General features: G+C 53.3%; 14 protein-coding genes. 9 read left to right on the top strand and 5 right to left on the bottom strand.

The genetic code is table 11. The features are described 5' to 3' along the window. Positions 1 to 314: hypothetical protein (locus V6D20_23345; GenBank protein HEY9818714.1), on the bottom strand; the 314-nt coding region annotated here is incomplete at its 3' end. Between the two features lie 515 nt (positions 315 to 829). Here V6D20_23345 and V6D20_23340 point away from each other — a divergent pair. Further along, positions 830 to 1,183 (top strand): hypothetical protein, encoded by a 354-nt coding sequence (locus V6D20_23340; protein ID HEY9818713.1) that lies wholly within the window; start codon positions 830 to 832, stop codon positions 1,181 to 1,183. Between the two features lie 443 nt (positions 1,184 to 1,626). On the opposite strand, the gene V6D20_23335 is transcribed toward V6D20_23340, so the two are convergent. Both V6D20_23335 and V6D20_23330 read right to left on the bottom strand, forming a co-directional pair. After that, positions 1,627 to 2,100, bottom strand: a complete 474-nt coding sequence (locus V6D20_23335; GenBank protein ID HEY9818712.1) for an FHA domain-containing protein — start codon at positions 2,098 to 2,100, stop codon at positions 1,627 to 1,629. Positions 2,101 to 2,690: 590 nt separating this feature from the next. Then, the gene (locus tag V6D20_23330) at positions 2,691 to 5,069 is read right to left on the bottom strand and encodes a heavy metal translocating P-type ATPase (GenBank protein ID HEY9818711.1); all 2,379 of its coding nucleotides are present in this window, start codon (positions 5,067 to 5,069) and stop codon (positions 2,691 to 2,693) included. Positions 5,070 to 5,471: 402 nt separating this feature from the next. Between V6D20_23330 and hisA the strand changes: the two genes are divergently transcribed. Further along, the gene (gene hisA, locus V6D20_23325) at positions 5,472 to 6,245 is read left to right on the top strand and encodes a 1-(5-phosphoribosyl)-5-[(5-phosphoribosylamino)methylideneamino]imidazole-4-carboxamide isomerase (GenBank protein ID HEY9818710.1); all 774 of its coding nucleotides are present in this window, start codon (positions 5,472 to 5,474) and stop codon (positions 6,243 to 6,245) included. 840 nt (positions 6,246 to 7,085) lie between these two features. Then, positions 7,086 to 9,194 carry a cation:proton antiporter gene (locus V6D20_23320; protein ID HEY9818709.1) on the top strand — a complete coding sequence of 703 codons (2,109 nt, stop codon included), beginning with the start codon at positions 7,086 to 7,088 and terminating at the stop codon, positions 9,192 to 9,194. A gap of 70 nt (positions 9,195 to 9,264) precedes the next feature. On the opposite strand, the gene hslO is transcribed toward V6D20_23320, so the two are convergent. After that, complete coding sequence (gene hslO, locus V6D20_23315) at positions 9,265 to 10,167, bottom strand: Hsp33 family molecular chaperone HslO (protein ID HEY9818708.1); 903 nt, start codon at positions 10,165 to 10,167, stop codon at positions 9,265 to 9,267. A gap of 167 nt (positions 10,168 to 10,334) precedes the next feature. Between hslO and V6D20_23310 the strand changes: the two genes are divergently transcribed. Beyond that, the gene (locus V6D20_23310; GenBank protein ID HEY9818707.1) at positions 10,335 to 10,736 is read left to right on the top strand and encodes a hypothetical protein; all 402 of its coding nucleotides are present in this window, start codon (positions 10,335 to 10,337) and stop codon (positions 10,734 to 10,736) included. A gap of 8 nt (positions 10,737 to 10,744) precedes the next feature. Here the strand turns inward: V6D20_23310 and hisD are convergent, their stop codons facing one another. Next, on the bottom strand, positions 10,745 to 12,067 hold the full coding sequence (hisD, locus tag V6D20_23305) for a histidinol dehydrogenase (GenBank protein HEY9818706.1): 1,323 nt from the start codon (positions 12,065 to 12,067) through the stop codon (positions 10,745 to 10,747). A gap of 285 nt (positions 12,068 to 12,352) precedes the next feature. Between hisD and rpsT the strand changes: the two genes are divergently transcribed. The 5 genes from rpsT to V6D20_23280 all read left to right on the top strand — a co-directional run. Continuing rightward, positions 12,353 to 12,652 carry a 30S ribosomal protein S20 gene (gene rpsT / locus V6D20_23300; protein HEY9818705.1) on the top strand — a complete coding sequence of 100 codons (300 nt, stop codon included), beginning with the start codon at positions 12,353 to 12,355 and terminating at the stop codon, positions 12,650 to 12,652. A 126-nt stretch (positions 12,653 to 12,778) separates the two neighbouring features. Further along, complete coding sequence (locus V6D20_23295; GenBank protein ID HEY9818704.1) at positions 12,779 to 13,588, top strand: TatD family hydrolase; 810 nt, start codon at positions 12,779 to 12,781, stop codon at positions 13,586 to 13,588. A gap of 492 nt (positions 13,589 to 14,080) precedes the next feature. After that, positions 14,081 to 17,389, top strand: coding sequence for a DNA-directed RNA polymerase subunit beta (gene rpoB, locus V6D20_23290; GenBank protein HEY9818703.1), 3,309 nt, complete (start codon positions 14,081 to 14,083; stop codon positions 17,387 to 17,389). A 131-nt stretch (positions 17,390 to 17,520) separates the two neighbouring features. Continuing rightward, positions 17,521 to 19,395, top strand: coding sequence for a DNA-directed RNA polymerase subunit gamma (locus V6D20_23285; GenBank protein HEY9818702.1), 1,875 nt, complete (start codon positions 17,521 to 17,523; stop codon positions 19,393 to 19,395). Positions 19,396 to 19,487: 92 nt separating this feature from the next. Then, on the top strand, positions 19,488 to 22,228 hold a 2,741-nt coding region (locus V6D20_23280; protein ID HEY9818701.1), incomplete at its 3' end, for a DNA-directed RNA polymerase subunit beta''.

The following is a 22,228-nucleotide window of genomic DNA, read 5'->3' as shown; positions in this document are numbered from 1 at the left end:
CGAGGTCTGAGCCAATGGTCTACATGCTGGGCCCGGTCGGCTGCATAGAGCAACAGTTCTGTGCGATCGCTCAGGGGTTCTTCGGGAGATATATCGAGCAGGAGTTGGCGAATGCGTTGCCCCGTGAGGGTGCCCCCTGGCTCCCTGGTCACCACAATATCTGTGACCTGCCCCTCTGCTTGCAGAGACTGCACCGCCGGTAATTGACATAACCAACGATGAAGGTAGTGAAGCTGCGTCGTTTTGCCGCCGCCTTCTCCCCCTTCCATCACAATCAACTTGCCTGCCCTGGCGCGCTGTGCAATTTCCGCCAATCGTTTGAAAAATGAGCTCGTCTATAATACTCTAAGGCCACACAGACCACGTTTAATTCTGAATGGTCAATCGACCGAACAAATAAACGAATTCAACCGATTCACAACTGATTCAATAGACGAACTATCCCGGCCAGGTCTCTGTTGCGGTGAACGGTCTACTAACGATTCACCATTCAATCTTCATGTCGACCCCTGAGTAAACCCTGTTTTAGCAAAACTCGTTAAGGTGGAGTCAGAGGGTATATCTGCTCTATGTCCTTCGACATCCTGGGCAACCTAACGTAGAACATGCTATCGATGGCTGTTTGGTGTACCACCATGCTGATCCTATGTCCCTAGAGGTTCTTGTTGATCATTGGTTGAGGTCTCTCTCGTGTTAGATTCTATGCACGTTGAACGGTGACATCTGCATCTCCTTGCGACGGTTATCACATTGATTAGTTGCTCTTGCCCTTAGCAAATGCTTGCATAGAGCTAGATCCAGTTTTTAGTCCGCTTAGCCGGAGTCACTTATGGCACGTTATACAAGCTTATTTACCCTTGAAACCCCCGCAGAACGCTTTTCCGCGATGCTGGCTGAGGTGCTGATGATATGCAACTTCGATATTATTTACGACACGGGTGACTATTTGATGGCCCGGGAAGTGCCAGGGGCCGTTGTCTTTGGCAAGCTCGTGACGGTGGAAGCCCTCATCGATCGCAATGTGACGACTGCGACGGAGGTACGCCTCAAGCTAGTCATTAAAAATGAAGAACTGCCGCTCCATACGCAAAACCACTGCCGCGATATGTTTGACCATGTCAATCAAGCGATCGCCGATCATCGTCAGTGGAAATTGGTGGAGTATGCCTCAACCCCAGCTTAGGCACAACGCTTGAGACGCTGAGCCTCAACCTGTTGACTATGTTTGACCAAGGTCGTAGTGCCCTAGACATTGCTGGGTTGGAGCCCCAATGCTAGGTCCACTGTTCATCGGGAACTGGTTGATGAATGGGTATTGTCGGCAAGCTCAGACTAAGCAGGATTGGTTGCCATCGAAGGTCATGTCTGCGATCGCCATAACGTTTCGAGCACGCGTTGCTTGAGAGTGCCGTCGTTCTTTCGTAACGGCACCCATAGCCCTGTCAGATCAGGCTGGAGTTGAGGATCACTTACCAGTATCGTGATACCTGAACACAGCCCCATCTGCTCCATCTGATATCTCCGACACCTGTCAGCGTTAGCTCTAATGATCGGCGCATGTAGCCGAGATTATCGGAACAACAACGTTTTGATCCTTGCCCAGAGGTGATTGAGATCTCTCATCAGTCATATAATTCTTAGATCCGTATCCGGTTCATCCGAGTCATCATCATCATCATCATCGTCATCCCCATCCACCATGTTGGGGCTGATCAGCGTGATGTCAAACTCATCGGGTGGCACCGTGGAAATAGCATCCCGCTTGAGAGAGTAATAAATGGCATACACTTGCGGGCCAAAGATCACCTTATCTTCGTCTTCAAGGTCGTGGGCCTGAACTTTGCGTCCGTTGATTAACAGCCCATTAGCACTGGGTTTACCCTTAAGGTTGCCATCGACAATTCGATAGTAAAAACTTCCATCATCGTTTGGCAGTTGCACGAGGGTAGCGTGGCGGCGCGAGACAAACTGAGAGACTAACCGAATATCACACTTAGGATCACGACCAATCGAATACACCGGACTATCCAAAGTGAACTCTCGCCGTCCTTTATTGTCTTCTATAATCAGTAGGTGATTTTGGTGAGGTTCTGAAGGCATGGACAACTGGTAGTGCGACTACTAACTAAACGTAGGTTTTACTGGAAAAGGCATACTTATAATAGACACCCCGTGGGCTATCTGCACCCTCCTAAGTCAGCAGAAGTACATCAGCGATCGGAGGTAGGGCATCACATGTCAGAGGCTTTTGGATTTTAACCTCTGAATTCTCTTTTCTAACTGTACTCCTAGTCCCGTTGAAGAGATCAAGATGTACTGATTATTTATGATTCTGCTAGAACGTTCCTACAGCGGTCGCCCAAGATAGTCTGGTTTTGGCTGGAGGATAGATCGCTGAGCCTCAACGGATGGTTAACTGATTCTAAGCTAGCATCCATCAGCTTCTGCTTCGAGAATTGTACGAATGTGTATGAGTACTGCCGCTAGGATTGCCTAGAGCCTGCCATGCCTGTCCTACCTGTAGTCCTCCTCTGATATGGAACAAGCCTACGGTGAACTAACTGGGAAGGACTCTGATTATCTCATAACCTAACTCGAGAGTTGCTCTAGCCCCATCTAACTTGACTATTACAGCGGGTTTCGCTGGTATCTGGACTAATTCGGTTCCTAATGGATTGCTAAGTTCATGGCTAATCTATCGTGGAATGGCGATACAGCAGGAGAGAATTGGATACCACTGTGATGGAACTGAAAGCCATGAGGGCTCCAGCCGTGGGGGGACTGAGTAGAATGCCGAACCCTGGTAGCAACACTCCCATGGCTAGGGGGATGCCGATTAGATTATAGGCTAACGCCCAACCTAGGTTTTGGCGAATGGTGTTGAAGGTGGCTTGGCTGAGTCGAATGGATTCTACGACGTCCATGAGGCGATCGCGCATGAGGATAATGTCGGCGGTTTCGATCGCCACTTCGGTTCCTGAATGCAGGGAGATGCCAATGTCGGCTTGGGCCAGGGAAGGCGCGTCGTTGATGCCATCTCCAACCATGGCGACTCGTTGTCCTGTGGCTTGTAATTGGGCGATCGCGTCGGCCTTGGCGTCGGGACGGACACCGGCAAGAACCTGGTGGGGTTCTAGGGCCAGTTGCTCAGCCATGACTTGGGCTGAAAGGGCGCGATCGCCGGTGATCATCATGACGGTTAAGCCCATCTGCCGCAGCCGATCTAGGGTGGCCCGCGCATCGCTCCGTAGTTCGTCAGCGATGGCAATGAGACCGACGGTGGTCTGATCGAGAGCAACATACACGATGGTTTTACCTTGACGGGCAAGCTGGTCGGCAACCTGCTGGGTGTTAGGGGCGATCGCCACCCGTTCTTCGCTGAACCAGTCCGCAGTGCCTAGGCGCACGACCTGATCGCCGAAACGAGCCACCACGCCGGAGCCGGGGTAGGTTTGTACGTCTTGGACGGTTAATCGCGATAGCGCCTGGGCATCGGCCGCCTCGCAGATCGCCACAGCCAGGGGATGACGGGTGCCTGCTTCCACGGTGGCGGCGAGCTGAAGTAGTTGCTCGCCGGTGATCTCGGTGGTTTGGGGAAGGCAGTCGGTGACGGTGGGATGCCCGGTGGTCAAGGTGCCGGTTTTATCAAATACCAGGGTGGTGAGCTGATGCACCTTTTCCAGCACATCGCCCCCTCGCAGTAATAAGCCGCGCTCTGCCCCCATCCCCGATCCCACAAGCAGAGCTGTGGGGGTGGCTAGACCTAGGGCACAGGGGCAGGCAATCACCAAGACTGCGATCGCCAGTTTGAGGCTTAGCAAGAGGGGGGAGGCTGCGGTGGGCGTGATCATGGCGGCTAGCCCATGCTGCATCATATGGTCTGAACCCTGTAAGACCATGGGCCAGAGGCGGGTGCCCAAGCCATACCAAAAGAGGAAGGTCAGGCTAGCGATCGCCATGATGCCGTAGGTGAAGTAGCCCGCCACTGTGTCGGCCAAGCGCTGAATCGGCGCTTTACGGGTTTGAGCGGTTTCGACGAGCTGAATAATCTGCGCCAGGGTGGTGTCTTTGCCAATGCGGGTGGCCTGAATGGCGATCGCCCCTGATTGGTTGAAGCTCCCGGCCACGACGCGATCCCCCGGACGCTTAACCACCGGCATTGCCTCTCCGGTGAGCATGGACTCATTCACCGTGGTTTGCCCTAGAATCACCTCCCCATCCACCGGTAGCTTGTCTCCCGGCAGCACCTGCAGCCATTGCCCCACCTGCACCTGCTCAGCGGGAATCTCCTGGTGGTCAGCGGTGAGCGATCGCTCTAGATCGGAGCGATCGACCACTAGCCTTGCCACCGTTGGACGCAGGGCTAATAAGGCGTGAAATGCCTTGGCCGCCCGTTGCCGGGCTCGCTGCTCTAAGGTGCGTCCCAGGACAATAAAGCCCACCAGCATCACGGGCTCATCAAAAAAGCATTCCCAGCCCAGTTGGGGCAGCAGGAGGGCCAACACACTGGTGCTGTAGGCGGTGACCGTGCCTAAGCCCACCAGGGTGTTCATGTTGGGCATCCATCGCCGCAGTCCTCGCCAGCCGTCCACCAAGATCGGTCGCCCAGGGCCAAGCAGGGCTAAGGTCGCCAATCCCCCGTGAAAGCCGATGCTGCTGAGCCCCGGTATGCTAGGGAACCCTAGATGATCAAGGTGTCCTAGGGTAGACAGCAACAGTAAGATTGTGGCGATCGCCAACTGCCAGGAGGAGCGATCGCTCTCGGCGGTGTCGGGAGACTCCAGCGATGGCCCAGGATCAGCAGCTTGGCGCACATGGCTGGGAAAGCCCGCCTCGGTGAGCTGCGTAGCAAGAGTTTGCTCCAAAACCGCCCCATCACATTCCACCAGTGCTGTTTCGGTGACCAAGTTCACCGTAGCGCTCACGACTCCGTCGCACTGCTGGAGCTGGTGTTCCACCGCCCGCACACAGCCCGCACATTTCATGCCGCCAACATCCAGCACAATGGTGCGGGGCTGGTCGGTTCGTAAGGTCTCAGATACCTGAGCAGAATTGGGAGCCGTTTGCATAACTGTAAAAAATGTCCGTATGAATAGCACAACCCCAGACCATATGGTTTCACCCATGCTGTCGATAGGGCTGCCAATACATCAACCGCTGGGCAGTGGCGCATCTACTTTGAGCTTAAAAGATTTCGGACTGTCTAACCCAAGATCGCAACGGTTTCTTCAGGCTTGGCCAGGTTAAAAGAGCAGTTGGATCATGTCATGACTGCCAGGCTGCTCCCGCACAGGTGCATCACCTCGTACAATGAAGGTCGGTGTTGTCCTACCTGCTGTTCTGGGAGATGTGTGTGAGTCTCCCGCTGGCATCGCGTAGGGTGACGCTAGATTCTTCTCTCCGAACGAAGGCTAGCTAGGAAGCAGTCCGATCGGTGAGGGTGCTGCCCGTTATGCTGTTAAGTCGCGTTTATGGATATTATCCCAGCTATTGACCTGCTGAATGGACAATGTGTGCGCCTCTATCAGGGCGACTATAGCCAGTCAGAAGTGTTTGATGAAAATCCGGTCGCCGTTGCCCAATCCTGGGTTGAGCAAGGGGCTACCCGTCTCCATTTGGTTGATCTGGATGGGGCGAAGGCGGGGCACCCGGTCAATCAAAAAGCGATCGCTGCCATCCTCAAGGCGGTAGATGTACCGGTGCAGGTGGGCGGCGGGCTCCGCGATCGCCAAAGTGTAGACCAACTCCTGGATTTGGGCGTGCAGCAGGTGATTGTAGGTACCATCGCCGTTGAGCAGCCAGATAGGGTTGCTCAGCTTTGCCACGATCTTCCCCAACGCATCATCGTGGGGATTGATGCCCGCAATGGCAAGGTGGCTACTCGAGGTTGGCTAGAAACCTCAGAAATTGACGCGATTGATCTGGTGACCCGCATGTCTGCTGCAGGGGCCAGTGCCATTATCTACACGGATATCCATCGAGATGGCACGCTGCAAGGCCCGAACTGTGACGCCCTGCGAGAGGTGGCGATCGCCAGCCCCGTGCCGGTGATTGCTTCCGGAGGAATTAGCCACACCCGCGACTTGCTCAGCCTGCTGGGCCTAGAGTCTCTAGGGGTCACCGGTGTCATTGTTGGACGTGCTTTGTATACCGGTGCGCTTTCCCTGCCCGAGGCAATCCGTGCGGTGGGCTCCGGTCGCTGGCAAGATGTGCCCCCTGACTTGGGATCATCTGCCCTAGCTTGATCCCAGGGTTCAGCCTAGGTTGATCTTGTCTTAGGGCTGATTTATGAGGCAAATCTGAAGCTGCTTGTATCCTTTGTATATCAAGGGTTCTGGGTTACGGGGACTGCATTAAACAGTTTTTCTGAAAGCCTTGCCAGATGGGAGTTTCAGCGACTTAATAAATTAGCTCTTAGGGGGCGATCGCTTGTGTTGAGGTTCACAATCTAGGAAACCCATGGATGGCTCTAGGGATCAAGGGTTGCTCTTTTGATGTCAGGACTAGGGCACGATTTTAGACCATCGGTGATTACAGCGCGCAAGCCAGAATGGTATGCTGAACAAACTGTAGCCTAAGTCACGGAAATAGGCTGATTCACAGCATATTGGGATGACCTACCTAATAAAGCTGGGGGCTAAGACCTGTTGAGCGGAACTTAGCAGGTTCTCTCATGGTTTGCTACGGTGTATAGAAGGTTTTAAACCTGAACTGCCCTGCTACAGAATCTTCCTAGTTCCTCATTCAGATGGACTTAGCATCGAGGTCCCTAGCATTAGGAACCTTGCTAAGGAGTCTGGATGATATTCATTAATGGTGGGCACATCGTAGTGTCATGGTTCAGTTCATCGAGGTTCTCCGTTTCTGCATCGGCATGAGTCAACTGAATCGCAGCCTAGTCTTGATGGCTCTTATTCAGTGTAAAAGCTAGCAAGATGAACCAGAAGGGTGGGAGGAATCATGATGGATAGTCTTGTCTTCCCTAGTTTCACACCTGTTGTTACTTCTAGTGTTCAGGACAGCCTCAGCATGTCGCAGCGTTATCGACCTCATTACTTAACGGTTAGCCCGTTTGCCTAAGGTCTATGGACGCACCCTTTGAGATCACGATACAGATGGTGATGACGATCATCGCCGGCATCAGCGCCCAAGTGGTTGCTGATTATCTCAAGGTTCCTAGCATTGTCTTCCTGCTGCTGTTTGGCATTGTACTGGGTGCAGATGGTATTGGGTTGCTGCATCCTCAAGTATTGGGGACAGGGCTAGAGGTCATCGTGGCCCTCTCCGTTGCTGTCATTCTGTTTGAAGGTGGCTTAAGCCTGCAGCTTAAAGAGTTAGGTAAGGTGTCGGGCAGCCTTCAAAATCTGGTGACGATTGGTACCTTGATTACCCTCATTGGTGGAGGCATGGCTGCCCACTGGTTGGGGGAATTTCCTTGGTCTTTGGCCTTTTTATATGCAGCGTTGGTGGTGGTGACGGGCCCCACGGTGGTCGCACCTCTGCTCAAGCAAGTGAAGGTCGATCGCCAGATTGCTACCTTGCTGGAAGGGGAGGCCGTGTTGATTGATCCCGTGGGAGCAATCCTCGCGGTGGTGGTCTTAGATGTCATCCTCAACGGTGACGCAGATTTTCTCTCGGTTGTGAATGGGTTGATTTTGCGTCTAGGCATTGGCGTGGTCATCGGCATGATCGGGGGATGGCTGTTGGGCTTCATTTTGAAGCGGGCAAATTTTCTATCCGAAGAACTCAGAAGCCTGGTTGTTCTCGCCGGTTTATGGGGCCTGTTTGGCCTAGCTCAAACCATTCGCAGTGAGGCTGGGCTGATGGCTACGGTGGTGGCAGGTATTGTCCTGCGGGCTTCCTCGGTGCCAGAAGAACGGCTGATTCGTCGCTTTAAGGGGCAGCTCACGATCCTAGCGGTATCCGTTCTCTTCATCCTCTTGGCAGCAGATTTGTCCATTGCCAGTATTTTTGCCCTAGGTCGTGGAGCGGTCTTTACGGTAGCGGTGCTGATGTTTGTGGTGCGGCCGCTCACGGTGTGGACGTGTACCTGGACAAGCACGCTCAACTGGCGGCAAAAGCTATTTATTTCCTGGGTGGCTCCCAAGGGCATCGTCTCGGCGTCGGTTGCCTCTTTGTTTGCCATCCTGTTGACGGAGCGGGGGATTAGCGGTGGAGATGCGATTAAAGCTCTGGTTTTCTTGACCATTATTTCCACGGTATTTCTGCAGGGGCTGACGGCACGTTGGGTGGCCAAACTTCTGCGGGTGAATTCAACTGAGGTGACGGGTGCCATCATTGTGGGCTGTAATCCCATCAGTCGCCTGATTGCCCGACTGTTTCAGGAGCGGGGTGAAACAGTCGTGCTGATTGACACCGATCAGGAGGCTTGTCGAGAGGCTGAGCGGGAAAACCTCACGGTTTTTGCCAGAAGTGCTCTTGATACGGATGTGTTGGAAGAAGCTGGACTATCAACGGCGGGCACGTTCCTTGCGATGACTAATAATGGTGAGGTGAACTCTGTCTTGGCTCAGCGGGCAGCGGAAGAGTTCCAGCCACCGCGGGTGTTAGCTGTGGTGCCTGGTGATGGTAAAACTAGCAATACTGATCCTCAGCCGAATAAATCTGGCAAGGCGAATAAATCTCCTAATCCTACGACAAATAAAACTAGGGTTCAGACCGCGTTCATGGAATTTATGCCGTTTAAGACCTGGAACCGCTATGTGGATGATGATGCGGTGAAACTGGGTGAAACGACGTTGCGAGAGCCAGGATTACTCTTTCAACAAGCTCACCTGCGAGCGCTGACCCGGTCGGGTGAGTTGGTACCGCTTCTGCTGGAACGGCAAAATCAGCTTCAGGTGATCCCCGCTTCTGAAGAGTTTCAAGCGGGCGATCGCATCATTTATCTTTTGCATGATCCCCGTCCTAAACTTCTGAAGCGGTTATCTGGGGGTACGAGTCCATCACGTCTAGCCATTGAGAAACTACCGGCCGTCGAGGAAATTCCCATGCCCATCGCGGCTCCTGAGCAGGAGAGCAGCCCACCTGCCGACGCTCCTGAGAATCCGTCAACGTCTAAGGCAGATCCAGCACCTAGCCCATCTTCCCCAGTTCCAGCGGAGGCGGAGGAGTCAGCACCAGTATCAGAACCGGTGGCGACGCCTCCCGACCCTAGTACACCCTCTGAGTAAATAATCTGAGAGCATGGCTACCTGGGAGGCGATCGCTGCGCCACTCGCTAGGGCGAGTCTCGAGAAAACATCACCCCGAGGACTCCGTTTTCAGCTCGGAGATCACCTGCTCTAGCTGGTGGCTGGTGGCCCGGTAGACTTCATTGCAGAAATGACAGGTGGCCTCTGCACCATCATCTTTAACAATCATGTCCTTGAGTTCGTCTTCTCCAAGCAACTTCAAGGCTCCCAACATCCGCTCGAAGGAACAGCCGCAGTGAAAGTTCAGCATTTGGGTGCCGGGCAAATGGACGAGTCCCATATCGCCTAGGAGCTCTTCAAAGATTTGCGGTAAGGTTTTAGATGCCCGCAGTAACGGTGTAAACCCCGAAAGAGCAGACACTCGCGCCTCTAGTTTTTCCACAAGGGCCTCGTCCCGAGCGGCCTTGGGCAACACTTGGATCAGCAGCCCCCCCGACGCGGTCACCCCTTCGGCGCTGACAAAGACGCCTAAGACCAAGGCTGACGGAGTCTGCTCAGAGTTCACCAAGTAGGCGGTGATATCATCCCCAATTTCCCCTGAGACGAGATTCACGGTACTGGAGTAGGGATAACCGTAGCCCACGTCTCGCACCACGTAGAGGTAGCCATTGCGTCCCACAGCAGTGCCCACGTCCAATTTACCGCGATCATTAGGGGGCAGCTCTACGGAAGGACAATCTACATAGCCGCGTACCGTGCCATCGAGACCCGCATCGACAAAAATCCCTCCCAAGGGACCATCGCCGTTGATGCGAATATTGACCCGGGATTCTGGACGCTTCATGCTAGACGCTAGGAGTAGACCGGCAGACATAGTGCGTCCCAGAGCTGCTGAGGCTACATAGGATAGGTTGTGTCGCCGCCTTGCTTCGTCTGCCAAACGGGTGGTGATGACACCAACGGCCCGAATCCCTCCATCGGCTGCGGTTGCTCGAATTAACTGATCTGCCATAGGAACCCTACATAGTTCGTAACAATACTAGTTTTTATTCTACGGTGTGAGTCTGGGTGTTCGCTGGAGAGATCTCCCTCTAGGATGAAATGAGGAAGCGATCGCCCTTACGACAATTCTCGCTCTAGGGCCGGTTGCTCCCTCAGTCCACCAAGACAGGATTCACCATGCTCGGAACATTTCAGCAAAGCGACCTCCGTATTGAGATCAATGCATCGGGTACCGCCATTCGAGACAGCCTCACCCAAGGGGCCCACCTGCGTCGGTGGCTGTATCCCCAATCGCTGTCGATCGGTGAAACCGATACCCTCACCCTAGGCAGCACCTTTAAAAGCTGGATTGGCCCGATCGCCATTCAACATCAAGTCATTCTCTTGGGTGATCAGACCCTACAACTGCTCATGAGCCAAGCAGTGGATGGTGTTCATGAATGGCAATGGGGCGATGGCTGGGTGCAGTCGAGTTTGGCAGGTGTGTCTATCTTGCCGCTCAATCTGGCGCAAACTCTTAATATCTGGCGGCTACGGACATTTTTGGAAGCCCAGCAACAGGTGGTTAGTACCCCATGAGCGATCGCTTATGGATCTTGGGAATCATCGGCGTCTTCAATGCGTCGTTTGACCGAGTCTGCATGGGAGGGCAGCCCTTCACAGGTGGCCAGTAGGTCAATGGCATTGGCAACTTTGCGCAGTGCGGTGGGGGAATATTGAATCAGGCTGGAATGCTTCATGAAGGTCTCAACTCCCAGGGCAGAGGCGTAGCGTGCTGCACCGGAGGTCGGCAGGGTATGGTTCGGCCCGGCCAGGTAGTCACCGATTGCTTCTGGGGTGGAGGAGCCGAGGAAAATGGCTCCAGCATGACGGACACCTTCGATCAGCCCCCAGGGATCGGTGACTTCTAGCTCTAAATGTTCTGGCGCAAATTCGTTAGAGAGTTCGACGGCCACATCGAGGGAGTCTACAACCACGACCAAGCCATAGTGAGCGATCGCTTTTTCGGTGAGCAACCGTCGGGGATGGTTAACTAACTGCCGCTCAACTTCAGCAACCACCTGTCGCCCAAGGCTGACGTCTGTGGTGATCAAAATAGCGGCAGCCATGGGATCGTGCTCCGCCTGGGCTAGGAGATCGGTGGCAACATAGACTGGATTGGCAGACTGGTCGGCAATGACCAGCACTTCTGACGGCCCGGCTAGGGAATCAATGCCCACGGTGCCATAGACCAGCTTTTTGGCCAGGGTCACATAGATATTGCCGGGCCCGGTAATCACGTGAACATTGGGAATGGTTTCTGTGCCGTAGGCCAGGGCGGCGATCGCTTGGGCCCCACCCACGCGATAGATTTCCTGAACACCAGCCTCCTGAGCCGCCACCAAAATGGCAGGATTCACGGCTTTTTCCGGGCCCGGCGGCGTCACCATGACGATGCGAGGCACCCCCGCCACTTTGGCCGGTACCGCATTCATCAAGACCGTGCTGACGTAGGAGGCCCGCCCCCCAGGAATATAGAGCCCTGCTCGATCGATCGGCGTGTAGCGCTTGCCGAGCACCACCTGATCCTCGCCAAATTGTACCCAGCTTTTGGGTACCCGCTGGCGGTGAAACGCTTCAATGTTGCGACGGGCTAGCTGGATAGCATCCAAGAGCTCTTTGGACACCTGTTGATAGGCAGCATCCAACTCAGAACCGCTCACGCGTAGGTCTTCCAACTTCAGGGTGCGTTGGTCAAACTCTTCGGTGTAGTGGATCAAAGCGCGATCGCCCTGTCGTTGAACAGCTTGAAGCACCTCTCGCACCGTGGCTTCTTTGTGAATGATCTGCTCATCGTAGGTGCGATCGCAAATTCGCCGCAGTTCCGTTCGCGCTTCTGAAACCTGGTTGATAATTCGAAGCATTGCCATGCAAAGTTAAAACGGGCTAAGGAAAACGATAGGGCTTGCTGCGGTGCTCCTGCCAACAGGTTGTCACAGCAAACATGCTTAGGGGGCTTCTGAACAAGTTGGGAGCTAAATCACCTTCACCAGTGACGGAGTAACCCCTCTGTTGTCTAGCTTAACTCGGATTTTCTCTCAATCATGGTCATTTCCTTGACAACCTTGGCAGAATTTACGCGAGATGGAACATCTTTTGTTATGATAGATTTTCGCCAAAGTTGTGATCACTTACACCCAAATTAGATTCGAGCCGTGGCAAACATCAAGTCTGCAATCAAGCGCATTAACATTGCGGAGCGCAATCGCCTCCGGAATAAATTCTATCGTTCAGCATCCAGAACGCTTATCAAGCGGTACTTTACGGCTTTAGATGCCTATGCTGCTAATCCAACTCCGGAAGCTCAGCAAGAGGTAGAACAGCGCATTTCCGCTGCCTATAGCAAAATCGATAAGGCCGTGAAGCGGGGCGTGCTCCATAGCAACACCGGTGCTCGTAGAAAGGCACGTCTTGCTAAAGCTCTGAAGGAAAAAATGGCCGCTGCTTCATCCTAGATCTTGCTAGATAGTAAGCTATAGGCCTGCACTCTGTTAAAGATTCTGCAGATTTGCATCGAGAATCGTTCTGAACGTTGTGTCTCACCTCTAGTTGTTCTCCACGGAGATTTTGTCTGTCCATCTATGCAGTTGATTGACACCCACGTTCATTTAAACTTTGAGAGTTTCCAAGCCGATTTGCCTGATGTTGCCCAAGCCTGGCGAGATGCTGGCGTTGTCCGGTTAGTTCATTCCTGTGTTGAGCCATCAGAGTTTCCTAGGATTCAGGCGATCGCTGATGGGTTTCCAGAAATTTCCTTTGCTGTGGGACTCCATCCTCTCGATACCGATAAGTGGACAGGCCAGACTGCTGCTCAAATTCAGGATTTAGCTCAGTCTGATCAACGGGTTGTTGCCATTGGAGAAATGGGCTTGGATTTCTACAAGGCGGATGATCAGGATCGACAGATTGAGGTCTTTCGCTCTCAGTTAGCGATCGCTCACCACCTAGGCTTGCCCATCATTGTCCACTGTCGAGATGCTGCCGCAGCTATGCAGCACATTTTGATGGAGTTCTTTGAGCAGGTTGGGCCGGTATCGGGGGTGATGCATTGCTGGAGCGGCACTCCCGAAGAAACGCAAGGGTTTCTTGATCTAGGGTTTTATGTCAGCTTTAGCGGCATTGTGACGTTTAAAAACGCCCACCAGGTTCAAGCTTCGGCCCAGCATGTACCCAGCGATCGCCTGTTGATCGAAACAGATTGTCCTTTTCTATCGCCCGTACCCAAACGCAAGGAGCGGCGTAACCAACCGTCTCATGTACGATTTGTCGCTGAAAAACTAGCCGAGTTGCGAGGCGTCTCTCTGGAGGCGATCGCAACCCAGACGACTCAAAACGCCTGTAACCTTTTTGGTATAACTGTTCCTGACGTCTATGCCAGCGTCGAAGGCTAGCCATCTACGATATCTATCGTCGCTGACTGCTATTAAAATTCGGCGCATATTTATCGGTTAGAGTCAAGTTATTGGGGCATAATAGTAAAACTAGTTAGTATTGACTGATCAGGTTGGATGAGTTAGTGCAGGACTTGTCTTTCTAAGATCAGTACTCACCCTGATGACGCCATCATTGTTGCTGTTAAGGAACTAGATGCCAATCCATGGGATGCCCCAATTCCTAAGTTTCTTCGTTAATCTATGGTTGGGAAGCCTGTCCGATCTAACGCCTACCGACGTGCCCTTGCTTATTACTGACCCGACTATTACTTTTACTCCATGGAAGTTGCTATTTATAGTTGACCCGATTTGCTTGGCGATCGCATCATCCGTGAGTTTGACGAGATCAGTCTCTACAGGATTGTAGGGTCTGAATTTTTGTGTTGACGACACTCACACACCAAGAGTAATCTTGACCACCCATAGGGCGTGACTTGCTTGAGGAGACGCATGACTAATTTAACCCAGACTTCACCCGCCTTCACTCTACCAGACCTAGTTGAGATTCAGCGGGCTAGTTTCCGTTGGTTTCTTGAAGAAGGATTGATCGAAGAACTCAATAGTTACTCCCCGATTACAGACTATACCGGGAAGCTAGAACTTCATTTTCTTGGTCAAAACTATAAACTCAAGCGCCCAAAGTATGATGTCGATGAAGCTAAGCGGCGGGATAGTACCTACGCCGTTCAGATGTATGTTCCCACTCGGCTGATTAACAAAGAGACGGGCGAGATTAAGGAGCAGGAGGTCTTCATTGGTGATCTACCGCTGATGACCGATCGCGGTACCTTCATTATTAATGGAGCAGAGCGGGTCATTGTTAACCAAATTGTGCGTAGCCCTGGGGTCTACTACAAAGCGGAAACGGACAAAAATGGTCGGCGTACCTACAATGCAAGTCTGATCCCCAACCGAGGCGCATGGCTGAAGTTTGAGACCGACAAAAATGATCTGGTCTGGGTGCGGATTGATAAGACCCGTAAGCTATCGGCCCAGGTCTTGCTCAAGGCCCTAGGCTTGAACGATAGCGAAATCTTTGATGCCCTGCGCCATCCTGAGTATTTCCAAAAAACCATCGATAAAGAAGGGCAGTTTAGCGAAGACGAAGCTCTCATGGAGCTGTATCGCAAATTGCGTCCGGGTGAGCCGCCGACGGTTTCCGGTGGTCAACAACTTCTGGAATCTCGCTTCTTCGATCCCAAGCGCTACGACCTGGGACGGGTGGGTCGCTACAAGCTCAATCGCAAGCTGCGCCTGAGTATTCCTGACACCATGCGGGTGCTGACGCCTCAAGATATCCTGGCGGCGATCGACTACTTGATCAACCTAGAGTTTGATATCGGCACCATTGACGACATCGACCACTTAGGCAACCGTCGGGTGCGATCGGTGGGTGAGCTGCTGCAAAACCAAGTGCGGGTTGGTCTCAATCGCCTAGAGCGGATCATTCGGGAACGGATGACCGTGTCGGATGCCGAATCGCTGACGCCAGCTTCTTTGGTGAACCCTAAGCCTTTGGTGGCCGCCATTAAGGAGTTCTTCGGCTCCTCCCAGCTCTCTCAGTTTATGGATCAAACCAATCCTCTGGCAGAGTTGACTCACAAACGCCGTCTCAGCGCCTTGGGCCCAGGTGGTCTGACCCGTGAGCGGGCAGGCTTTGCCGTGCGGGATATTCACCCCTCCCACTACGGACGTATTTGTCCGATTGAGACGCCAGAAGGCCCCAACGCCGGGCTGATTGGTTCCTTGGCCACCCACGCGCGCGTCAATGCCTATGGGTTCATTGAAACGCCGTCATACCCGGTGGAAAATGGCCGAGTCCTGAAAGAGCAAGCGCCGCTCTATATGACGGCGGATGAAGAAGATGATCTGCGGGTGGCACCGGGGGATATTCCCCTAGATGAAGAAGGCTACATTTTGGGTGAAACCGTGCCCGTGCGCTACCGGCAGGAGTTTACCACCACCACCCCCACCGAGGTGGACTATGTAGCCATCTCTCCGGTACAGATTATTTCTGTTGCTACATCCCTGATTCCCTTCCTAGAGCACGATGATGCGAACCGAGCCTTGATGGGCTCGAACATGCAGCGGCAGGCCGTCCCCTTGCTACGCCCAGAGCGCCCGCTTGTGGGCACGGGGTTGGAGGCGCAGGCTGCCCGTGACTCGGGGATGGTGATTCTCTCGCGAGTAGATGGGGAAGTGACCTATGTAGACGCTACCCGGATTGTGGTGCGGGATGATCAGGGGCAGGAGATTGAACATATTGTTCAGAAGTACCAACGCTCCAACCAAGATACTTGCTTGAACCAACGCCCTATTGTCTTTGAAGGCGATCGCGTGGTGCTCGGCCAGGTTTTGGCGGATGGTTCTGCCACGGAAGGGGGTGAGATTGCTCTAGGTCAAAACGTCATCATCTCCTATATGCCGTGGGAGGGATACAACTATGAGGATGCGATTCTCATTAGTGAGCGCTTGGTGTATGAAGATGTTTACACCTCGATTCATATTGAAAAGTATGAAATTGAGGCACGCCAGACCAAGCTTGGCCCTGAAGAAATTACCCGGGAAATTCCTAACGTTGGGGAAGATGCCCTGCGGCAGTTAGATGAAACGGGGATTATTCGGATTGGGGCTTGGGTAGAAGCTAGCGACATCTTGGTGGGTAAGGTGACGCCTAAGGGCGAGTCCGACCAGCCACCAGAAGAAAAACTGCTGCGCGCTATTTTCGGGGAAAAAGCCCGAGATGTGCGAGATAATTCCCTCCGAGTGCCCAACGGTGAGAAAGGTCGGGTTGTGGATGTCCGCGTCTTCACCCGAGAGCAAGGGGATGAGCTGCCTCCGGGAGCCAACATGGTGGTTCGAGTTTATGTGGCCCAGAAGCGGAAAATTCAGGTGGGCGACAAGATGGCTGGACGCCACGGTAATAAAGGGATTATTTCCCGAATCTTGCCGATTGAGGATATGCCCTATCTGCCTGACGGCACCCCCATTGACATTGCTCTTAATCCCCTAGGTGTGCCATCACGGATGAACGTGGGTCAGGTCTTTGAGTGCCTATTGGGGTGGGCTGGTCACAACCTCAACACTCGCTTTAAGGTGACACCGTTTGACGAAATGTATGGGCAGGAAGCGTCCCGCAGCATTACCCATGGCAAACTGCTAGAGGCTCGTGAGGAAACCGGTAAAGACTGGATCTTTGATCCCGAGAATCCTGGCAAGATCCAAGTCTACGACGGGCGAACGGGTGAGCCGTTTGATCGTCCGGTAACGGTGGGTACGGCTTACATGCTGAAGCTGGTTCACTTAGTGGACGATAAGATCCACGCTCGTTCAACAGGGCCATACTCCTTGGTGACTCAGCAGCCTTTGGGTGGTAAGGCTCAGCAGGGTGGTCAGCGATTCGGAGAAATGGAAGTTTGGGCGCTGGAAGCCTTTGGTGCATCCTATACCCTGCAAGAACTGCTGACTGTGAAGTCGGATGATATGCAGGGACGCAACGAAGCCCTCAATGCCATTGTTAAAGGTAAGGCTATTCCTCGCCCAGGGACCCCTGAGTCCTTTAAGGTTTTGATGCGAGAGCTGCAGTCCCTCTGTTTAGATATTGCTGCTCACAAGCTTGAAACCAATGAAGACGGCAGCAGTCGCGATGTGGAAGTGGATCTCATGGCAGACGTTAGTAGTCGTCGGGCTCCATCTCGTCCCACCTATGAATCAGTGTCCCGTGAGGAAGACACTGAAGAAGTTGGAGAACAACTCTAGGAGAGGGGCGATCGCCCGGCTACGGTATTCCCTTGGGGTAACGCCATGGCCCAGCTTGCAGCGATCGCCTATCTCCACGATTATCTCTGTCCCAGTTCCTCTGTCAGCACTATTAAAGGAAGTGATCACGGATGCCCAAAATAGAGCAACGGTTCGACTACGTCAAAATTGGGCTGGCATCGCCCGATCGAATCCGGCAGTGGGGTGAGCGCACCCTGCCCAACGGCATGGTCGTGGGTGAGGTGACCAAGCCCGAAACCATCAATTACCGAACGCTCAAGCCTGAAATGGATGGCTTGTTCTGTGAGCGGATTTTTGGCCCCGCTAAGGATTGGGAATGCCACTGTGGTAAATACAAGCGGGTGCGCCACAGAGGAATTGTCTGTGAGCGCTGTGGTGTAGAGGTGACAGAGTCACGGGTGCGCCGCCATCGCATGGGCTACATCAAATTGGCTGCCCCTGTTGCCCACGTTTGGTATCTCAAGGGGATTCCTAGCTACATGGCGATCCTGTTGGATATGCCTTTGCGGGATGTGGAACAAATTGTCTACTTCAATGCTTATGTGGTGTTGAGCCCAGGCAATGCCGATAATCTTGCCTACAAACAGTTGCTGACGGAAGATCAATGGATCGAAATTGAAGATCAACTGTACAGCGAAGATTCTGATCTGTCGGGTGTAGAAGTGGGGATTGGCGCTGAAGCGCTCCAGCGGCTCCTAGAAGATCTGAACCTAGAAGCTGAGGCAGAGCAACTGCGAGAAGAAATTGCCGGTGCTAAGGGACAAAAACGCGCCAAGTTGATTAAGCGCCTGCGGGTGATTGACAACTTTGTGGCTACCGGTTCCCGACCAGAGCACATGGTGCTGAATGTGATTCCGGTAATTCCGCCCGATCTCCGTCCCATGGTGCAGCTCGACGGGGGACGCTTTGCAACCTCGGATTTGAACGATCTCTATCGTCGGGTGATTAACCGAAATAATCGCCTAGCCCGTCTCCAGGAAATTCTGGCACCGGAAATCATTGTGCGCAACGAAAAGCGCATGCTTCAGGAAGCTGTGGATGCGTTGATTGACAATGGTCGACGGGGACGTACTGTTGTTGGTGCTAACAATCGTCCGTTGAAGTCCTTGTCTGACATTATTGAAGGGAAGCAAGGGCGATTCCGGCAAAACTTGCTAGGGAAACGGGTAGACTACTCCGGCCGTTCGGTGATTGTGGTGGGCCCCAACCTGAAGATGCACCAGTGTGGGCTGCCCAAGGAAATGGCTATTGAGCTATTCCAGCCCTTCGTGATTCACCGCTTGATTCGCCAAGGTCTAGTCAACAATATTAAGGCGGCCAAGAAGCTGATCCAGCGCAATGATCCCAGCATTTGGGATGTACTGGAAGAGGTGATTGAAGGGCACCCGGTGATGCTGAACCGGGCACCGACGCTTCACCGTTTGGGGATTCAGGCCTTCGAGCCAATTTTGGTGGAAGGACGAGCGATTCAGATTCATCCCCTGGTTTGTCCGGCCTTCAACGCTGACTTTGACGGAGACCAAATGGCGGTGCATGTGCCGCTCTCCCTGGAAGCTCAGGCGGAGGCTCGTTTACTGATGCTGGCTTCTAACAATATTCTGTCGCCAGCAACGGGGCGTCCGATTGTGACCCCTAGCCAAGATATGGTGTTGGGCTGCTACTATCTCACCGTGGACAATCCCAAGCAGCAACTGGGCAGTGGGCGGTACTTCTCTAGTATGGAGGACGTGGTGATTGCCTATGAGCAAAAGCAGGTGTCTCTCCATGCCCATGTGTGGGTACGGTTTGATGGGCCGGTTGATAGCGGTGAAAAGGAAGGAGAGCCTCTTGAGGAGTCTCGCACCGACGAAGGAATTACCACTCGGGTGTACAAATTCCGACGGGTGCGTGAGGATGCAGAGGGCAATGTTATTTCTCAGTATGTTCGAACGACGCCGGGGCGAATCATTTACAACAAGACGATTCACGACGTTTTGATGACCTAGGGGCTGTCGTACAGGGTTTGGCGACGGAGCGATCGCCCACCACTTAGGGGCGATCGCATCAGATGCATTGTTTTGAGGGGCAAGGGAGAACCATGGCGGATCAACAACCAACTCAGCAGTTAGAGCAAAAGCCGGTTTTTTATAACCGCGTGATCGATAAGAAGCAGTTGCGGAATATTGTGTCTTGGGCCTTCACCCACTACGGTACGGCTCGCACGGCCCAAATGGCTGATGAATTGAAGGATCTTGGGTTTAAGTATGCGACCCGAGCTGGGGTGTCGATCAGCGTTGACGATTTAGAAGTGCCACCTAGCAAGCGCCAACTGCTGGAGGCTGCGGAGGAAGAAATTCGCACCACTGAGTCTCGATACACCCGTGGTGAGATTACGGAAGTTGAGCGATTCCAAAAGGTGATTGACACTTGGAACAGCACCAGTGAGGAATTGAAGGACGAGGTGGTGCGCCACTTCCGCTCTCGAAATCCTCTCAACTCGGTCTATATGATGGCGTTCTCCGGCGCCCGAGGGAATATCTCTCAGGTTCGTCAGTTAGTGGGGATGCGTGGTCTGATGGCGGATCCGCAAGGGCAGATTATTGACTTGCCGATTAAGACCAACTTCCGGGAAGGGCTGACGGTAACGGAATATATCATTTCGTCCTACGGTGCCCGTAAGGGGTTGGTCGATACCGCCCTGCGAACCGCTGACTCGGGTTACCTCACCCGTCGATTGGTAGACGTGTCTCAGGATGTGATCATTCGGGAACTGGACTGCGGTACCCAGCGCGGTATTCCAGCTCGCAGTATGACCGACGGGGAACGGGTGTTGATTCCCCTGAAGGATCGACTGCTGGGTCGGGTGATGGCGGAGGATGTGCTGCATCCTGAAACCGGTGAACTGATTTTGGCTCGCAACCAAGCCGTTTCTGATGAGATTGCCGAGTTGATTGGTGAGGCCAAGATTGAGCAGGTGGTGGTGCGATCGCCCCTCACCTGTGAAGCAACGCGTTCCGTCTGCCAGCATTGCTATGGCTGGAGCTTGGCTCATGCGGAAATGGTGGATCTAGGCGAGGCCGTTGGGATTATCGCGGCTCAGTCTATTGGTGAACCTGGTACCCAGCTCACCATGCGTACCTTCCACACCGGTGGTGTGTTCACCGGGGAAGTGGCTCAGCAAGTGCGGGCACCTTTCAATGGTGTGTTACGTATCGACAAGAGCAAGAAATTCCGGGTTCGCTCCTTCCGCACCCGTCACGGTGATGACGCCATGATTGTGGAAAGCAACATGGACGTGGTGGTTGAACAGGGCGATCGCAAGAAGAAGCTAGCGGTGGCGGCAGGTTCCATTCTCTTTAAAGATGATGGCGATCCGGTGAAGGAAGGGCAGATTATTTCGGAAATGTCGGCCACTGGCCGCACGCGCCAGATTACGGAGAAAGCAACTAAGGATGTTGCCTCGGATCTAGCGGGTGAAGTTCGCTTTGCGGATTTGATTCCGGAAGAAAAGAAAGACCGGCAGGGCAACACAACGCGCATTGCCCAGCGGGGTGGCTTGATCTGGGTGCTGGCTGGGGAGGTCTATAACTTGCCCCCTGGTGCAGAGCCTGTGGTGAAAAATGGCGATCGCATTAGCCGCAGCGATATTCTTGCAGAAACCAAATTGGTGACCGAGCAAGGCGGGATTGTTCGCTTACCCCAAGACTCCAGCGGCAAGAACAGTCGGGAGGTTGAAATTATTACCTCATCGGTCTTGCTGGATCAAGCTAGTGTCACTGTGGAGAGTTTCCAAGGACGTGAACATTACGTTATTGAGACAAACAGCAACCAGCGTTTCTCCCTAATTGCTACACCGGGAACCAAGGTCACCAATGGTCAAGTGGTGGCGGAGCTGGTGGATACTCGCTACCGTACCCAGACGGGTGGGATTATCAAATACGCCGGTGTGGAAGTCGCAGCGAAGAAAGGCAAAGCGAAGCAGGGCTACGAGATCATCAAAGGTGGTGTGCTGCTTTGGATTCCTGAAGAAGCCCATGAGGTGAATAAAGACATCTCCCTGCTGTTGGTGGAAGACGGGCAATACGTTGAAGCCGGTACAGAGGTGGTGAAAGACATCTTCTGTCAAAGCAATGGGGTGGTGGAAGTCACTCAGAAGAATGATATTCTGCGGGAAATTGTCATCAAGCCGGGGGACTTGCACCTAGCCGACAACCCCGAAGAGGTGATGACCAAAGATGGTTCTCTAGCTCAGCCAGGGCAAGAAATTGTGCCGGGGCTGTCGGTGGATGAGTTGCGCTACATCGAGTATGTAGAAACTCCGGAAGGAGCTGCTCTCCTGCTGCGTCCTGTGACAGAATTTACGGTGCCGGATGAGCCGTCGGTTCCCAGCCAAGAGTCGATTAATGAAGACTCTGGACAGTCTATTCGCCTGCGAGCTATTCAGCGCATTCCTTACAAAGATGGCGATCGCGTCAAGTCTGTTGAAGGAGTAGAATTGCTGCGCACGCAGTTAGTGCTAGAAATCGACCAAGACGCCTCCCAGCTTGCTGCAGATATTGAATTGGTGCCGGATGAAACCGATCCAGACACCATGCGCCTGCAGTTAGTCATTTTGGAATCCTTGGTGATCCGTCGAGACATCGTCGCAGATCAGACCCAAGGCAATACCCAGACTCGCATTTTGGTGCAAGATGGTGATCAAATTGCTCCTGGTGCTGTCGTTGCTCGAACGGAAATCCAGTGTAAGGACGGCGGTGAAATTCGCGGGATTCGCCAAGGTGTGGAAGCCATCCGCCGTATTTTGGTGGTTCGTCAAGATGATCTCTTTACCGTGGATAC

It is taken from the genome of Candidatus Obscuribacterales bacterium (genome assembly GCA_036703605.1).
In the GTDB taxonomy this organism is placed as follows: Bacteria; Cyanobacteriota; Cyanobacteriia; order RECH01; family RECH01; genus RECH01.
Note: the sequence above shows the minus strand (reverse complement) of the source record. Positions and strands in the feature narration are given on the sequence as shown.

What these genes read in the sequence shown, in the direction of transcription:
- V6D20_23340 (HEY9818713.1), top strand. Translation starts at nt 830, where the DNA reads ATGGCACGTTATACAAGCTTATTTACCCTTGAAACCCCCGCAGAACGC.
- V6D20_23335 (HEY9818712.1), bottom strand. Translation starts at nt 2,100, where the DNA reads ATGCCTTCAGAACCTCACCAAAATCACCTACTGATTATAGAAGACAAT.
- V6D20_23330 (HEY9818711.1), bottom strand. Translation starts at nt 5,069, where the DNA reads ATGCAAACGGCTCCCAATTCTGCTCAGGTATCTGAGACCTTACGAACC.
- hisA (HEY9818710.1), top strand. Translation starts at nt 5,472, where the DNA reads ATGGATATTATCCCAGCTATTGACCTGCTGAATGGACAATGTGTGCGC.
- V6D20_23320 (HEY9818709.1), top strand. Translation starts at nt 7,086, where the DNA reads ATGGACGCACCCTTTGAGATCACGATACAGATGGTGATGACGATCATC.
- hslO (HEY9818708.1), bottom strand. Translation starts at nt 10,167, where the DNA reads ATGGCAGATCAGTTAATTCGAGCAACCGCAGCCGATGGAGGGATTCGG.
- V6D20_23310 (HEY9818707.1), top strand. Translation starts at nt 10,335, where the DNA reads ATGCTCGGAACATTTCAGCAAAGCGACCTCCGTATTGAGATCAATGCA.
- hisD (HEY9818706.1), bottom strand. Translation starts at nt 12,067, where the DNA reads ATGGCAATGCTTCGAATTATCAACCAGGTTTCAGAAGCGCGAACGGAA.
- V6D20_23295 (HEY9818704.1), top strand. Translation starts at nt 12,779, where the DNA reads ATGCAGTTGATTGACACCCACGTTCATTTAAACTTTGAGAGTTTCCAA.
- rpoB (HEY9818703.1), top strand. Translation starts at nt 14,081, where the DNA reads ATGACTAATTTAACCCAGACTTCACCCGCCTTCACTCTACCAGACCTA.
- V6D20_23285 (HEY9818702.1), top strand. Translation starts at nt 17,521, where the DNA reads ATGCCCAAAATAGAGCAACGGTTCGACTACGTCAAAATTGGGCTGGCA.